This window comes from Bradyrhizobium zhengyangense (genome assembly GCF_022012435.1).
GTDB lineage: Bacteria > Pseudomonadota > Alphaproteobacteria > Rhizobiales > Xanthobacteraceae > Bradyrhizobium > Bradyrhizobium zhengyangense.
The window spans coordinates 1347981-1363035 of the sequence record NZ_JAKLUA010000001.1; the positions used below are offsets into that span (position 1 = coordinate 1347981).

A 15055-nucleotide genomic window follows, 5' to 3' on the forward strand; every position below is an offset into this window, starting at 1 on the left:
CCTCCTGGGTCATCAAGTTGGCGGTGGGGTGATAGCTTCCACGCGCGGCAGCTCGACCGGCTTGCCGCCCGCGGTGATGATCGTGCTCGGGCCTTTGCCGCCACTGCGCATCGACTGAGACGAGAGTGCTTCGCGCTTCTCGCGCTTCAGCCGCACCTGGATCATGTGCGGGCAGCGGTGGTCGTCGAAGTAGAGTTCCTGGCAGTGCATGCAGTAGATGCATTCATTGACGTTGATATGCCCTTCAGGATGGATCGCCTGCACCGGGCAGTCGTTGGCGCAGCGCTGACAGGGCGAGCCGCATTCAGGCCAGCGGCGCAGCCATTCGAACATGCGGATACGCCCCGGAATCGCCAGTGCCGCACCAAGCGGGCACATGTAGCGGCAGAAAAAGCGCTCGACGAACAATCCGGCCGACAGAAGTGTCAGGGCGTAGATGACGAACGGCCATTCGCGCGCGAACTTCAGGATGATCGCCGTCTTGAAGGGCTCGACCTCCGCAAGCTGCTCGGCGAATGCGGTCGAATACAACGACATGCCGAAAAGGGCGAGGAAGATGATGTACTTGAGTGGCCACAGCCGCTCATGAAGACCCCATGGCAATCGATATTGCGGTATCTTCAGCGCTTGTGCGACGTTGTTGATTAGTTCCTGCAACGCGCCGAACGGACACAGCCAGCCACAGAATGGACCGCGCCCCCAGAACAGAAGGCCGGCAGCGACCGAGCACCACAGCAGGAAGATCAGCGGTGCGGAGAGGAAGTATTCCCAGCTGAAGCCTGTCAACAGTGAATTGGCGAACGTCAGAACGTTGACAACCGACAGCTGAGCATTCGCATACCAGCCCAGCCAAACCAGGATGAACGCGAGGTAGGCCCGGCGCACCCAGGTGTAGACGTTTGGGCGCCGCACGAGTTGATTCTGAAAGAAGAAGATCAGCGTGAGCGCGCCCAGCGCGAAGACCGTCACGCCGATCTTGACGATGTTGCCTCGCCAGATCTTCATCCACAGCGGCTCGTCTTCGGCAGGCGGAGGAGCAGCACCGCGCCGATTTGCAGTCGCTTCCGGTATCTTTGCCGGCGATGCGGCGGGCGGTTGCGCCACCGGCTCGCGCTTTACGTAGGCGTCGGGCAGCGCATATCCCAGTTCAAAGGTTACCCATGCCTTGTCACGCGTGCCCACCACGCGCTGCACGAGCAGTTGCAGCGTCCATGGTTCGGTTGGATCGAAATTGAACTCAGCCGGCACGACGAAAAGGGCGATCTCCGGAAGGTCGGGTGCGCCCTCGGCTTCGAGGCTCCCCAGCCGGGTGTGGTCGCGATCGCGAAATCGGGTGCTGTTGGTCTCCTGGATCAACTCGATCCGATCGAATATCCCACCGCGCACGTAGGCGGCTCCCTTGAAGGAGTAGCGGCCTGTCCCAGCAACGACGAGAGCCTGCTGGCCCGGCTTGAGCCTTGCAGTCAGGCGCTCGTATCCATCTTTGCCGAGCAGGCTGCGGCCGATCGTCGGCACCGCGACGTCGGCAACATAGAGGTCGATGAAGATGTTGCCAGGATCTCCCTCTTCGGGATGGGCCACCGCGCCCGCGTTGCCGGATTTCTCGAAGGCCTGGTTGACATCGGCAAGGGTCATGGTCAGGCGGCGAACTGAGCCGTCACCGAGCAAGCCTTGCCAGTCTCGGGTCTCGCTCTTACCGGGATCAATCGTCTTGGTAGACTGGGGCGCAGTGCCGGCCTGCGCATTGCCTTGTGTACCGAGACGACCGCTCTTGATGAGCTTCGTCGCGGAGCGGACGATGCTGTCCCCCATCACCAGAACAGTGACCGTCGCGCCACTCACAATATCGACCTGCGGCGCGGGGACCGCCCCGCGCACGACAGGTTCCATGTCGGTGCCGATCAATTTGTTGACGGCTTCCAGGATGCGCTTTTCCGGAATGCCCACTAGGACGATGGGCTCCTTGTGCTCAACCAGCTTCAGGCCGGTCAGGACACCCCTCGGGTTGATCCCGATCAGGAGCTGAATCGGTTTGCCGGAATACCCGATTGCGTTGGCGAAGTCCGAATTCAGGTAGACGAACCCGAGAAGCAGGTCATCTTTGTATGCCGGTGCGATCGCCGGATCGCCCTGCATCGCTCCCAGCCTGTTCGCACCGGGAACCAGTTCGCCCGGCTGCGCCTTCGACAGATAGTCGCTCAACCTACCAGCGGCGTGAGCCGGACAGCCGAAGCCGATCCAGCCAACAATGGCCAAGGCAAACCCTAAGAACAGACGGATGTTGAAGAATTCACGCAAGGGCGCTGCTTTCAGTTAGCAGAACGCCGTTGTTCTGAGTCCCACTCCTTCTAACAAGCGCGACTGGGCTCGATTTTGAGCTATCTCAAACTGACGCGATCCAGATCAGGTCAAACTTTACAATCTGATTGGAACTGAAGATGCGCAGCGAACCCCTATTGGCAATAGAACCGCCCGCTCCCGTCCGGAACATCGGCGAACTCTATTCGATCGCACTTACACTGACCGAAAGAGCTGCGCAGCGTTATGGCAAGCTCGCCGCAGCCAGCGACGAGGCCTTCGCGCCCGTCCGTCGCGTGTTCGAAGCGTTGAGTCAACGCGAAGAGGAACGCGCCGAAGCAATCGAAAAAGCCTGTATCGCGGCTATCGGACGCGCGCCGGCTCAGGCCGATCTCCGCTGGATGCCGATGGAGCTGGTTCTCGCGGAAGAGCTTTCAGACATCGAGAACTCGCTTCTCTCGGCCGCCTATGGCGCATGGGCCCTGGCGGTCCGGCACCGCGAACGTGCCTTCATATTTTGGACTTATATTGCAGCACGCGCTGACATCGGAATCGTACGTACCGCCGCTGAGAGTATGGCTCGCGAGGCGCTGCGCGATGGTAATCTGCTTCGACGCGAACGCCGATTGGCATGGCGGGCTGAGCGAAGAGACGCTCTTGCGGGAGACGCGCCCGGAGCCACCGAGCTGTCTTCGGCGGCGCTGCTTGAAAGCCTTCTTCTCAAGGACATCTTTCGATGGTCGCAGGACGCACCCGCGCCGCAGCGAAGACACCTCCTGTCCCTGATTGGGGACGGCTCACAGATGTCCGAGGCAAACGACGCATTGCCGCGCGCTGAAGCGTTCGACGAGATCAAGCGTCGCGCGCTTCGCCGCGCGGAGCAATTGTCCTCGATTTATCTGGATGAGGCCGACAAAGCCGTCGACCCGTCGCGATTGGAGCTGGCCCAGCAGCTTGCGGCCCACTCCATCGCTCGGCTGGCAGACCTTCGGACCATCGCATCAACACCTGAATGATAGAGAACGAACATCTCCGCAGTGCGCAAGCTATTCGGAGTCTCGACGTAGTCGAAAAAGACGGCGGTCTCCATCCATCAGAAGTGATCGTGGCCATTGGTAGCGCACAGCGTCTCGAACCCTTAACCAAATCTTCTGATGAGCCACGGTCGCAACAGTCGCACTGGTCACCGCGGATAGACGTGTTCGTGGTGGACCTCTCGGCCGCTTTCATCGATAACGACAATCCGAAGATCCGGATTCCCTGAGGGTTTTTCTTTGCGCACCTTGTCCGCAAGACGCTTGCTGTGTGCAATGGCCGCGCCATCACTCACCAGCGCCAGGCCGGCTTCGTCCCGAACCGGAACGCCGTCCTTCATGTCGAAGTAGTACATGCGCATCATATCAGTCCTGCGGCTGACGGCGAAACGGGTTATCCCATCCCAAGAAGCAAAAAGGCCGCCGAGAGCCTTGGGGAATGGGCCTCGGCGGCGGCTTGGGGGGCGTAGTCGTGGGCCAGTTACGCCAGAAGATACTAGCCACCTCTCCCAGGCTCGGCTTGATCGGGATCAACGGACATCTCGATCATCATCTGCTCCGGACATCGCGCGACAATTCACCTGTCGACACATTGATCAAATGAATCCGCGCGCAAGCCGGGCAATCCACGACCGCGACCGCGCCGGCGGACGTGCCTGAGGCGGGCTCACTGATGGGACGTTGAACGTTCATGCCCGTATTGGGGCAGCGAAACAGGATGTTGGACATGGAAGCTCCGTTACACAGACCTGTCTCTCCCCCGCCCGAACATCAACTCAGGAAGATCACGTAGGTTGCCGGAGCCAATTCCGCATCATAATACCGCCATCTACACCTGATCCGATTTAGCCGCCCCATCCGTTGGTGGTAACATTTAACAGTTGCGCGTAGCGGGGGAGCACACCATGCATAGGTACGTCGCCCGGGCAAACGTCGATCACTACCTGGAGATTTTGAAAGACACGAACCTCACGACGCAGCGCCGAAGTACCACTATCGCACTGCTTATCGCTGAGCTCGACAAGCTCGGCGAGGACGGCGAACATCTGGAGTTTGCAGAAACCAAAGTTGCAGGGAGCCGCCAATTGGTCGCACAAGCAGCCTCCCGCCGCGATTCTCTCGCCCTCGGCACGTCAGAGCGGGAAGACGCGGAAAGACGCCTGATCCACCTTGAGAATGTTCACACGGTACTGGATGATTTCTGCCACCGCCTTCGCCACAGAATCGGATCACGGCCCGCTTGAGAGGGGACGGAAGTCGCGCTGGCAACGTGACACCAAGCTGCGAACTGCTGAGTAGATGGTGGCCGGGTCGGTTGCGATCAGGCAGCGATGGATTCGTTCTTTTCGATGCTCTTGCCGAGTAGCGGCGTAAACTGCTCTGCGGTCACGGTTTCATTTGCAATCAACAGTTCGACACCGGCGTCAAGGTCGGCGCGGCGTCGCTGCAGGATATCGCGGGCACGACGATCACCATCCTCGATCAAATTGCGCACAGCAAGATCGATCTCGCGGCCGGTGGCTTCAGCGGCAGTAACGACCGCATCCTGGGCCGCGAGAAATGCCTGGGGTTTGGGGGCATAGGTGCGCTGCCCGACCGTCTCGTCCATGCCGTATTTGGTCACCATCTCAATGGCCACCTCGGTCGCACGTTGAAGATCGTCGGCGGCCCCGGTCGAAATCGCACCATCGAAAATCAGGCGCTCCGACGCACGTCCACCCATCAGCACCGCGATACGGTTCTTCAGCTCTTCAATCGTCAGCAAGAACCTGTCTTCGGTGGGACGTTGAATGGTGTAGCCCAGCGCACCGATTCCGCGCGGGATGATCGATACTTTCTGCACCGGATCGACCCCCGGCAGGCTCGCTGCCACGAGAGCATGGCCCATCTCGTGATATGCGACCCTACGCCGCTCCTCCTTGCCGAGCACCCTGCTCTTCTTTTCCACTCCGGCGACGATCCGCTCGATCGCGGCGACGAAATCAACGAAAGAGACCTCGGCGGCGCCCCGCCGGGTCGCAGCTATCGCGGCTTCATTGACGAGATTGGCAAGATCAGCTCCGGTAAAGCCGGTTGTGAGGCCGGCCACTTTCTCCAGATCGACTTCCTCGCCCATCCGGATCTTGCGGACGTGCACCCTGAGAATGGCAATGCGCCCCGTCTTGTCCGGCCGGTCGACGAGGACCTGCCGGTCAAACCGTCCTGCCCGTAGCAGTGCGGGATCCAGGATTTCGGGACGATTGGTCGCTGCCAGCAGGATCACGCCGACGCTCGGATCGAAGCCGTCAAGCTCTGACAGGAGCTGGTTGAGGGTCTGTTCCTTCTCGTCGTGGCTCGAGAACGACAGCGGCCCGCGGCTACGTCCAAGCGCGTCGAGCTCGTCGACGAAGATGATGCATGGGGCAGCCTTACGGGCTTGCTCGAACAGGTCCCGCACGCGCGCGGCGCCCACGCCGACGAACATCTCAACGAATTCGGAGCCCGAAATCGAGAAGAACGGAACGCCAGCTTCGCCCGCAACAGCGCGGGCCAGTAACGTCTTGCCGGTTCCAGGCGGTCCCACCAGCAGAATGCCCTTCGGCACATGCGCACCCAAGCGGCCGTAGCTCCCGGGATCCCTGAGGAACGAAACCACCTCCTGAAGCTCGAACTTCGCGTCATCAACCCCGGCGACGTCGGCGAAGGTCACCTTGATGTCCTTCTCGGCATAGACTTTGGCGCGCGATTTACCGATCGCCATGAGTCCGCCGAACCCTTGCCGGCCGGTCATGCCGCGTCCGATCCAGTACCAGATCACGACAAAGACGACGACCGGGAAGATCCAGGACAACAGGCTTTGCAATGCTCCGCTGCCGGGAACGCCAGTGACGCTCACGCCCTTCTGCGCCAACTTATCTGCCAGGGACATATCAACTCGCGCCGTGACGAACGCGGACTTTCCGCTCGGGAGCTGCTCCTTCAGTTTTCCCTGGATGGTATCCGGCCCCACGGATACCTCGGCGATCTTTTCCTGGGCGAGCAGCTGCTCAAACTGGCTGTAGGGAATAGTCTCGATCGAATTATAGGTTGCGAAAAGGAATTGCAGGGCAACGAGCAACATGCTGCCGGCGAAGATGATGGCCATCGCGACGGTCTGCTTCCGCGACCCTTGACCTGACTCCAACTGTCCCTCCCGTCAACATCAGCTCACACTCAATTGGTAATGGGAGACGGCTGCGTCGGATTGATTCAGGTCAACTCGGTCACCAACACGGGTGGAAACCACAACATCGACATTGCCCCCTGTTGACCGAGATCAATCGCTGCCAAATACAGTCGTACACACTGTGCAGCGAAATATCCGCAAACCGCAGCACACCCGAGGCATTTCAATGGCACACAAACAAGTTCTGTTCCATTCAGCCGCGCGCGAGAAGGTCCTGCGCGGCGCTTCCCTCCTCGCGGACGCGGTGCGCGTTACGCTCGGCCCGAAGTCAAAATCTGTTCTGATCCAGAAAGGATGGGGAGCGCCGATCGTCTGCAACGATGGCGTCACAATCGCGAAGGAGTTCGATCTCAAGGACGCCGAGGAGAACCTTGGCGCCCAGGTTCTTCGCCAGGCCGCCGAAAAGACGGGTGATGTCGTCGGAGATGGCACCAGCACCTCGACTATCCTTGCGCATGCGATCTTGTCGGATGGAGTTCGTAACGTTGTTGCCGGCGCGAGCGCGATCGACCTGAAGCGTGGCCTGGATCGAGGCACACAGGCCGCGATCGCTGCGCTGCGCGCGATGGCAAAACCGGTGAAGACGAGAGCCGAAAGGGCTCAGGTCGCGACGATTTCGGCCCACAACGATACCTCCATCGGTGAGCTGGTCGCCGACGCGATCGAAAAGGTTGGCGGTGATGGTGTAATTTCGGTGGAAGAATCCAAGACAACCGAAACCCTCCTCGACGTCGTCGAAGGGATGAAATTCGATCGTGGCTTCCTGTCCCCTTACTTCGTCACCGATGCCGACCGGATGGAATCGGTGCTGGAGGATCCGTACGTCCTACTCTGCGACCACAAGATCGGAGCACTGCGCGACCTCGTTCCCGTCCTCGAGCAAGTTGCCAAGAGCGGCCGATCGCTCCTGATCATCGCCGAAGACATCGAGGGCGAAGCTCTAGCGACTCTCATCGTCAACCAGCTACGTGGCGTGCTCAAGGCCTGCGCGGTCAAGGCACCTGGGTTCGGCGATCGGCGCAAAGCCATGCTGGAAGACATAGCGATTCTAACCGGCGCACAAGTGATCTCGGAAGAGATCGGCTTGAAGCTCGAAAGTGCTACCCTGCAGCAGCTCGGCCGCGCCTCGCGCGTGGTTGCCGACAAGGAGAACACCACCCTGATCGGCAGCGGCGGCGATCGTTCGCGCATCGACGCGCGGGTTGCGCAGATTCGGGTCGAAATCGAGAAGACCACCAGCGACTACGACCGGGAGAAGCTCGAGGAACGTTTGGCCCGGCTGTCCGGCGGCGTCGCCGTGATCCGGGTCGGGGCACCGACCGAAGCCGAGATGAAGGCGAAGAAGGAGGCCCTCGACGATGCCATCAGCTCCACCAAGGCAGCGGTTGCAGAAGGCATCGTACCTGGCGGCGGACTTGCGCTGCTTCGAACGGTTGCGGCCATAGCCAAGGAAGAAGCTGCTTGCGAGGGAGACGAACGCACTGGTGTTCAAATCCTGAGGCGAGCACTCGAAGCACCGGCCCGTCAGATTGCCGAGAATTCTGCTACCGACGGCGGCGTCGTGGTCGCGCGGATGCTCGGCAGCGAGGGAAATTTCGGTTTCGATGCTGCCCGCAAGGTCTATGTCGATCTCGTCGAATCCGGCATTGTCGACCCCGTCAAAGTCGTACGGACCGCGCTTGAAAACGCCGTCTCGGTGGCAAGCGTCCTGCTTCTGACGGAAGCGACGATGACGGAACTTCCGGAACCGAAGCGTGAGCGCTTGGCAGAGCACGACATGGCGATGTAGGGCACGCCCCAGCTACATCATTTTTCAACGCCGGAAGATCGACAATACGATCATCTGGAACTTGCCGGAATTGCTGTAGACTTTTGAGGGAAATCAACCAGCGCGCCACAGCCATGACTATTCTTTCCGGTGACCGATATGGTCAACCTCTCAGGAGAAGATGATCATGGCAACCGAGACCAAGCTACCCGTCACCAAGACATCCACTGCGCCCGCAGCTGCTGGCACGGCATGGCAGCCATTTCAGGCGCTGAGAAACGAAATCGATCAGATCTTCGACGACTTCGGCAACGGCTTCTGGAAGCGGCCATTCCCGTCGCTCGCTCGGCTGGAGCGTGATCTGTCCAAGAACTTCAACGCACCAGCCGTTGATATTGCCGAGAGCGACAAGGCTTACGAGATCACGGCGGAGCTTCCCGGTCTCGACGAGAAGAACATCGACGTCAAGCTCGTCAATGGCGGTCTCACCATCCGCGGCGAAAAGAAGGAAGAGACTGAAGAGAAGAAGAAGGACTATTACGTCTCCGAGCGCCGCTATGGCTCCTTCGAGCGTTACTTCGCACTGCCGGACGGCGTCAATGCCGACAAGATCGAGGCGACGTTCAAGAACGGCGTGCTCAAGGTTGTCTTGCCGAAGACCGAAGAAGCCCAGAAGCCGGCCAAGACCATCAATGTAAAAGCCGCCTGAACGCCTCCGCCGAGGTGAGGCTGCGACTGTCGCAGCCTCGCCGACGGTGATGAGCACGAGCGGGTCACACGCGCGGTCAACGCCACCGACAGGCGGCCGATCGGAATTGAATGCACATCCGCAGCCTCGAGGCGACCACGCTTGGATGGCTCGTGCAACGACCGCTTTCTTCGAAGGGCATTTTCGACGCGTTCTCTCGGGGCTGCGGTCGCGGCCTACAGATGCTTGCCCCGGTTATACAGCTTCAGCATTTCACGCACCTCGTCGTCTTCCAGGGCTTCCTTGATCGCGCGATCCTCCTGCCCAGTTACGATCACCTGCTCATCACGATTGGATGCGGGTAGCTCTGGTTTCTGCTCAGCCGCGCTTTCCTGCGCCGTTTGACGATTCTTGTTCATCACGCACTCCCCTGTTGCGCTGGTCTCAATGCGACATCAGCAGGCAGACCGGCGCCTGTTGCAACAGGCTCAGTGTCATGCCTCCAAAGATCCATTCTCCCAATCGACTATGTCCATAGCCGCCGGTGACAATAAGGTCGGCGCCAAGCTCGGACGCCAACCGAACGAGATAGCCTCCGTCCGGCTCCGCCGTATGAACACGAATCTCGTGCTGGCACTGCACTCCATGCCGCTGAAGATAACCAGCCACGTCGCGTACGCGCTTACGAGCCGCATCCTGATCGCTCGGCGTGCAGATTTCCGCGATTGTGACCTGCGAAGCCCTGGTCAGAAATGGCATCGCGTCGCGAACAGCGAGGCGCGCCTCCCGTGTATCCTTCCAACCGACCACGATGCGGTCACCGGACAACTCCGTTACGCTTTCCGGCACCGATAACGTCGGTCGTCCCATCCGTAGCATGGCGCCGGCGGGATCGAAAAAATGAGAGTGGCTTGACGTGTGCGGCCTGCGCTTGAGGATCACCAGGTCCGCCGCGCGGGCCTGCTCGACCAAAAAGTCGGTCGGATAATCGAGCGCCCAGCGCCATTCGGCCGTCTCACCCGCCGTGCCGAGCACCCTCTTGAACCAAGCCTCTTTTGCGGAAAGCGTTGCTTTTATGCGCTTGATGTCTTCCTCGGCGGTCTGCTCGATGATGACACCTTCCGCCACAAAGGGAGGCTCCACAGCCACCGCGGAAACACCCAGGACGGCCGCTTCGAACGTCCTCGCGATACCCCTCGCAACGGCGACTTGTCCTGCCTCCTGCTGTTCCGAATCGACGTAGACCATGACGCTTGCGACAGACATGATAATGCTCCGGCAAAGTATGCGACGCCCCTTTATCGGCCCATGATCGGCGAGACGATTGACTGAAATCAAACAAGCCGGTTTCGCCTGCCGCCGATGTGACAGGCGACGGGGGTGGTCGTCTCCGCTCCTTTCGCCTGGCAGGCTGCGCCGCTTGATCCCGATCAAACCAGGCGACTCGCGATCCGACAAGATCGTCCAGACCTGTACGGCGATATGGAGGTTTGCCATGCAAGCACGAGACGTGATGGTATCACCGGTAATTACCGTGGGACCGACCGCAACCGTCCGCCAAGTCGCGCAAATGCTGCTGGAGCGTCGGATCAGCGCCGTACCGGTCGTCGATGCCGACAACAAGGTTCTCGGAATCGTGAGCGAAGGTGATTTGCTGCACAGGGCCGAGAGCGCGACCGAACGCTCTTCCTCCTGGTGGTTGCGCCTGTTGATCGGCGACGCCCAACTCGCGACCGACTATGTCAAATCGCACTCGATCAAGGTACAGGATATCATGACGCAGGATATAGCGACTGCTGCACCCGAGACGCCCCTGTATGAGATCGCGATGCTTCTCGAAGAGCGTAAGATCAAACGCGTTCCTATCGTCAACGGGGAAGGCCAGCTCATTGGAATCGTCAGCCGAGCCAACTTGCTCCAGGCGGTCGCAAGCGCCAGGCCAAAGCTCGAGATATCGCTGCCGGATTCAGCCATCCGAAAGCGATTCTTCGAGGAAATCAGGAAGCAGCCATGGGCACATACGTTCAATTTGAATGCGACCGTGCAGAATGGTGTGATCGATATCTGGGGCTTCGCGCCATCGCTCGCCGAACGTACGGCCGTTCGCGTTGCCGCAGAAGCGATCCCAGGCGTGGTGGCGGTGAATGACCACCTGCTGGAAACTCCCGCCTTCGTCTATTGACCTGCAGGGACAACTTGACTTGGCTCAAGCCCGGAATGCTGCGACATGATCTGCTGCCTTCATGACCGGGTATATTAGATCGTTTCATGAGATCGGCTTGGCCGACGTGGGCTTGGTCGGAGGCAAGACCGCCTCCCTGGGCGAACTGTACTCGGCGCTCTCGTCCCAGGGAATTGCGGTCCCGAACGGCTTTGCGATCACCGCCGACGCCTATCGCGAAGCGCTGGCGCGCGACAACGTTGCGGGCGATCTGCATCGGCTCCTCGATGCGATCGACAAGAGCAACATCAGACAGCTCACCAAAAACGCGGCGAAGGCTCGTGCGCTCATATACGAGGCGACGGACACACCCCTCCTTCGCAAGCAGGTCGTGGACGCCTACCAGCAGCTCGAGCGCGAAGCCGGGGCGGGAATTGCGGTCGCCGTGCGCAGTTCTGCGACCGCCGAGGACCTGCCGACAGCGAGCTTTGCAGGGCAGCATGAAAGCTTTCTCAATGTACGCGGGCCAGACGACTTGCTCGAAGCTTGCCGCCGCTGCTTCGCCTCCATCTTCACCGATCGCGCGATCTCTTACCGGATCGACAACGGATTCGATCATTTCAAGGTCGCGCTTTCGGTCGCCGTGATGAAGATGGTTCGATCCGATCTGGCGGCCAGCGGCGTAATCTTCACGCTCGATACCGAATCCGGATTTCGTGACGTCGTCTTCGTCACGGGCTGTTACGGTCTCGGCGAGACCATCGTGCAGGGCCAGGTCGATCCGGACGAATTTTACGTCCACAAGCCGACGCTACGCGAGGGATACCGCCACGTGCTGCGGCGCCGGCTCGGAGCCAAGCAGATTCGCATGATCTACGGCAAACGGGGCGCTGATCATGCAACCCTCACCCGCAAAGTTTCGCAATCTGAGCGCCAAAAGTTCTGCATCTCCGACCCGGAAGTGCTCAGCCTTGCCGAGATCGCCGTCCGGATCGAGGCCCACTACTCCGAACACGCCGGCGCGGCGATGCCGATGGATATCGAATGGGCTAAGGATGGCGCTGACGGAAAGCTTTATATCATTCAGGCGCGACCTGAGACCGTTGCCTCGCGGCGTTCGGCGGACGTGTACGAGATTTATAATCTGAGGGAACGCGGCTCGGTCATCGTCGAGGGGCGAGCGGTCGGAGAGAAAATCGCTTCAGGACGTACACGCCGCGTCGTGTCTGCGCGCGATCTCGCTGCCTTCAGGCCGGGCGAAATCCTGGTGGCGTCCGCCACCAGTCCCGATTGGGAGCCGGTCATGAAGATTGCGGCCGGAATCATTACCGATAAGGGCGGACGGACCTGCCATGCGGCGATCATCGCCCGGGAACTGGGCATTCCCGCCGTGGTAGGAGCCACTCTCGCGACAGAAAGGATCAAGAGCGGAACCGAGGTTACGATCTGCTGCTCCGAAGGCGATGTGGGACGCGTCTATCAGGGAAAGGTTGCGTTTGACGTGACCAAGACGTCCGTGAGCGAGCTTCGGCAACCGCGCACGGCCATCATGGTGAATGTCGGAACGCCTGAGATGGCGTTCCGCACGGCGATGCAGCCACAGGCAGGAGTTGGCCTCGCCCGGATGGAGTTCATCATCAGCGCGCATATCGGCGTCCACCCCATGGCATTGCTCAAGCCGGACAAGATAAAATCAGCCAAGGCGCGGGCCGAGATCGTGCGCCTTGTCAGGGGTTTCAAGACTCCGGCGGACTTTTTTGTTCAGCGCTTGGCGGAAGGCATCGGTACCATCGCCGCAGCCTTCTATCCCAAGCCGGTGATCGTACGGCTTTCCGATTTCAAGACCAACGAATACGCCAGGCTGCTTGGCGGGGACAATTTCGAGCCCAGGGAGGACAACCCGATGCTGGGCTTCCGGGGGGCCTCCCGCTACAGTCATCCCGCCTATCTCGAAGGTTTTGCCTTGGAGTGCGCCGCGCTGCGCCTCGTGCGCAAAGAGATGGGCCTTTCCAATCTCCGCGTGATGGTGCCGTTCTGCCGAACCGTCCAGGAGGGCGAACGCGTGATCGCGACGATGGCTGTCAACGGACTGAAGCGCGGTGAAGACGGTCTCGAGATTTACGTTATGTGCGAGATCCCAAATAATGTCATCCAGATCGACGCGTTTTCCCGGTTGTTCGACGGCTTTTCGATCGGCTCCAACGACCTCACCCAGCTCACGCTGGGGGTGGACCGGGATTCCGATATCGTGGCCTTCGACTTCGACGAACGCGATCCCGGAATGCTGGAGATGTTCCGGCTGGCGATAGTCGGCGCGAAACGCAACGGTCGCCATATCGGGATTTGCGGCGAAGCGCCTGCGAACTATCCGGAGATCGCGAGATATTTGACCCGGCTTGGGGTCGATTCGATCAGCGTCAATCCTTCGAGCGTGTTTCGCACCATGGCTGTGGTGGCGGACGCCGAAGCCAATCCGCCAAAATCCGCGACGTGACGCATCGCCGGGCGGTTCAGACCACGGCCGGAACGGCAGCGGAATGAATACGCTCTGCGGCAGCGTTCACCTCGATCATCGTCTTCGTCAGCTCGTCATAGACTTGGTCGTCGATGGTCACCGTTCCGAAATTCGAATCCTCACCATCAAAGCGCCCTTGTGCCGGCTGATCGGCATGCTCGAACCAGTGATAGCCGACCACATTCGGCTTGCTGAGGGCGGCCGCAACGTAGCCCTCGAAAGCCCGGGACCGATCGAGCTGAGTAGCGAGCCTTGGCCCCGCCCCTTTGGTATTTGGCAGGCCCGCGTCATCACCCCGGAAGGAGAATTCGGAGATCAGGCATGGCTTGCCGGTGGCAGCATAGGCGTCAACGAGCGGTCCGGGGTCGAGCTCGTAGCAATTGAAGGAGATCACGTCGAGATGGCGGCCGGCTGCTGCAATAACGCCAGCCGGCGGTTGATAGCCGAATCGGGATCCGAGCACGAGATGATTGGGGTCGGCCGTTTTGATTGCCGAGACGCACAGTTCGAAATACTTGTCCGCCACGACGGCCACGAAGGCATCGCAATCCGCTGAGAATGCCTCGCGGGCAGGATCTGCCAGATTGGCCTTCGTCTCGAGCGCGTCGTTCAGGACGCCGGGTCGAAGCCTGACGAACGGCGCCACAACATGTTCGATCCGGTCGAGCTCGTCCCATGATCGCGCCTGCGTACGCCATATCGCATTGAACTGAGCAAAATCCCGATAATGCGCGTGCAGAGCCGAGATGGCGGCAACCCGGCCTGGTCGGCGAAACGGCAGGTTCAGGAACAGCGTCAGGAGCTCGTCTGTGCCTCGCCAATCGGGCGACCAGTAGAGTTCGTTGTCGATGAAGGTGCCGAGCAAGCCGGGATCATTGCGCCGGTGCCTGCAACGAAGATCGGCGCTTGCGTGGATATGCGCCGAAAACTCCGCATCGAAGACATCCGGAAAGATCTGATCGCGACGATGCAGGCGAAAGGATGCGCCGAGCTCCGCGGTCGGCGTGGTCGCCAGCAATTGCGATCCCGAACTGGCGACGAGTTCGTCTGACCAGCAGCCGACCGTGTTGAATCTCCAGCTTGCCAGCCGATCAGACACAGCGGCGCGCCAGATCTGCAGGCTGCCATACTTGGCGCGACAAGCCTCGGCGTAAGGCACGCGGTCGGTGCGGCCGATGCGATCCTGATCGAAACGGACTGTATTGACCCCCTTTGAGAGGAAGCGACCGCCGTCAGGATCGACGAGCCAGAATACGCCACCACGCTCGACCACGCGGAAGAAGCCGTTTCCGCTGAGATCGTCGTCGATGACCCCTCCCCATCTTGTTCTTTGCAAGCGCGCCCCCGCAACGGTCCAAGAGCTCAAACCCATCGCACAGTCCGGGC

At 60.4% G+C, this 15055-nt stretch carries 12 protein-coding genes; 6 read left to right on the plus strand and 6 right to left on the minus strand.

Going from position 1 to position 15055, the window contains the following annotated elements:
• Positions 1 to 12 precede the first annotated feature (12 nt).
• Complete coding sequence (locus L6637_RS06580) at positions 13 to 2274, minus strand: NosR/NirI family protein (RefSeq protein WP_237859425.1); 2262 nt, start codon at positions 2272 to 2274, stop codon at positions 13 to 15.
• Positions 2275 to 2438: 164 nt separating this feature from the next.
• Here L6637_RS06580 and L6637_RS06585 point away from each other — a divergent pair, with 164 nt between their 5' ends.
• The gene (locus tag L6637_RS06585; protein WP_237869668.1) at positions 2439 to 3314 is read left to right on the plus strand and encodes a ferritin family protein; all 876 of its coding nucleotides are present in this window, start codon (positions 2439 to 2441) and stop codon (positions 3312 to 3314) included.
• A gap of 167 nt (positions 3315 to 3481) precedes the next feature.
• Here L6637_RS06585 and L6637_RS06590 read toward each other — a convergent pair whose 3' ends face one another.
• Positions 3482 to 3688: a DUF6894 family protein gene (locus tag L6637_RS06590; RefSeq protein ID WP_338076840.1), complete on the minus strand. Its 207-nt coding sequence runs from the start codon at positions 3686 to 3688 to the stop codon at positions 3482 to 3484.
• A 549-nt stretch (positions 3689 to 4237) separates the two neighbouring features.
• Here L6637_RS06590 and L6637_RS06595 point away from each other — a divergent pair.
• Entirely contained in the window at positions 4238 to 4576 is a 339-nt protein-coding gene (locus L6637_RS06595; RefSeq protein WP_237858899.1) for a hypothetical protein, read from the plus strand.
• 77 nt (positions 4577 to 4653) lie between these two features.
• Here L6637_RS06595 and ftsH read toward each other — a convergent pair whose 3' ends face one another.
• The gene (gene ftsH, locus L6637_RS06600) at positions 4654 to 6456 is read right to left on the minus strand and encodes an ATP-dependent zinc metalloprotease FtsH (protein ID WP_237858901.1); all 1803 of its coding nucleotides are present in this window, start codon (positions 6454 to 6456) and stop codon (positions 4654 to 4656) included.
• Between the two features lie 247 nt (positions 6457 to 6703).
• On the opposite strand from ftsH, the gene groL reads away from it, so the two are divergent.
• The gene (gene groL / locus L6637_RS06605; RefSeq protein WP_237870027.1) at positions 6704 to 8326 is read left to right on the plus strand and encodes a chaperonin GroEL; all 1623 of its coding nucleotides are present in this window, start codon (positions 6704 to 6706) and stop codon (positions 8324 to 8326) included.
• Positions 8327 to 8492: 166 nt separating this feature from the next.
• Positions 8493 to 9014, plus strand: coding sequence for an Hsp20/alpha crystallin family protein (locus tag L6637_RS06610; RefSeq protein WP_237858905.1), 522 nt, complete (start codon positions 8493 to 8495; stop codon positions 9012 to 9014).
• 215 nt (positions 9015 to 9229) lie between these two features.
• Here the strand turns inward: L6637_RS06610 and L6637_RS06615 are convergent, their stop codons facing one another.
• Together L6637_RS06615 and L6637_RS06620 are read right to left on the minus strand one after the other, a co-directional pair.
• Positions 9230 to 9412 (minus strand): hypothetical protein, encoded by a 183-nt coding sequence (locus tag L6637_RS06615; protein WP_237858907.1) that lies wholly within the window; start codon positions 9410 to 9412, stop codon positions 9230 to 9232.
• A gap of 25 nt (positions 9413 to 9437) precedes the next feature.
• Positions 9438 to 10259, minus strand: coding sequence for a universal stress protein (locus L6637_RS06620; RefSeq protein ID WP_237858909.1), 822 nt, complete (start codon positions 10257 to 10259; stop codon positions 9438 to 9440).
• Between the two features lie 229 nt (positions 10260 to 10488).
• On the opposite strand from L6637_RS06620, the gene L6637_RS06625 reads away from it, so the two are divergent.
• Together L6637_RS06625 and ppsA are read left to right on the plus strand one after the other, a co-directional pair.
• Entirely contained in the window at positions 10489 to 11175 is a 687-nt protein-coding gene (locus tag L6637_RS06625; RefSeq protein ID WP_237858910.1) for a CBS domain-containing protein, read from the plus strand.
• 61 nt (positions 11176 to 11236) lie between these two features.
• On the plus strand, positions 11237 to 13648 hold the full coding sequence (ppsA, locus tag L6637_RS06630) for a phosphoenolpyruvate synthase (RefSeq protein WP_237869669.1): 2412 nt from the start codon (positions 11237 to 11239) through the stop codon (positions 13646 to 13648).
• Between the two features lie 16 nt (positions 13649 to 13664).
• Here the strand turns inward: ppsA and L6637_RS06635 are convergent, their stop codons facing one another.
• Positions 13665 to 15005 carry an agarase gene (locus L6637_RS06635; protein ID WP_237858912.1) on the minus strand — a complete coding sequence of 447 codons (1341 nt, stop codon included), beginning with the start codon at positions 15003 to 15005 and terminating at the stop codon, positions 13665 to 13667.
• Positions 15006 to 15055: the final 50 nt, after the last annotated feature.

Coding starts and splice junctions, on each gene's coding strand:
- L6637_RS06585 (WP_237869668.1), top strand. CDS start 2,439: ATGCGCAGCGAACCCCTATTGGCAATAGAACCGCCCGCTCCCGTCCGG.
- L6637_RS06610 (WP_237858905.1), top strand. CDS start 8,493: ATGGCAACCGAGACCAAGCTACCCGTCACCAAGACATCCACTGCGCCC.
- L6637_RS06615 (WP_237858907.1), bottom strand. CDS start 9,412: ATGAACAAGAATCGTCAAACGGCGCAGGAAAGCGCGGCTGAGCAGAAA.
- L6637_RS06620 (WP_237858909.1), bottom strand. CDS start 10,259: ATGTCTGTCGCAAGCGTCATGGTCTACGTCGATTCGGAACAGCAGGAG.
- L6637_RS06625 (WP_237858910.1), top strand. CDS start 10,489: ATGCAAGCACGAGACGTGATGGTATCACCGGTAATTACCGTGGGACCG.
- groL (WP_237870027.1), top strand. CDS start 6,704: ATGGCACACAAACAAGTTCTGTTCCATTCAGCCGCGCGCGAGAAGGTC.
- L6637_RS06595 (WP_237858899.1), top strand. CDS start 4,238: ATGCATAGGTACGTCGCCCGGGCAAACGTCGATCACTACCTGGAGATT.
- ftsH (WP_237858901.1), bottom strand. CDS start 6,456: ATGGCCATCATCTTCGCCGGCAGCATGTTGCTCGTTGCCCTGCAATTC.
- ppsA (WP_237869669.1), top strand. CDS start 11,237: ATGACCGGGTATATTAGATCGTTTCATGAGATCGGCTTGGCCGACGTG.
- L6637_RS06590 (WP_338076840.1), bottom strand. CDS start 3,688: ATGTACTACTTCGACATGAAGGACGGCGTTCCGGTTCGGGACGAAGCC.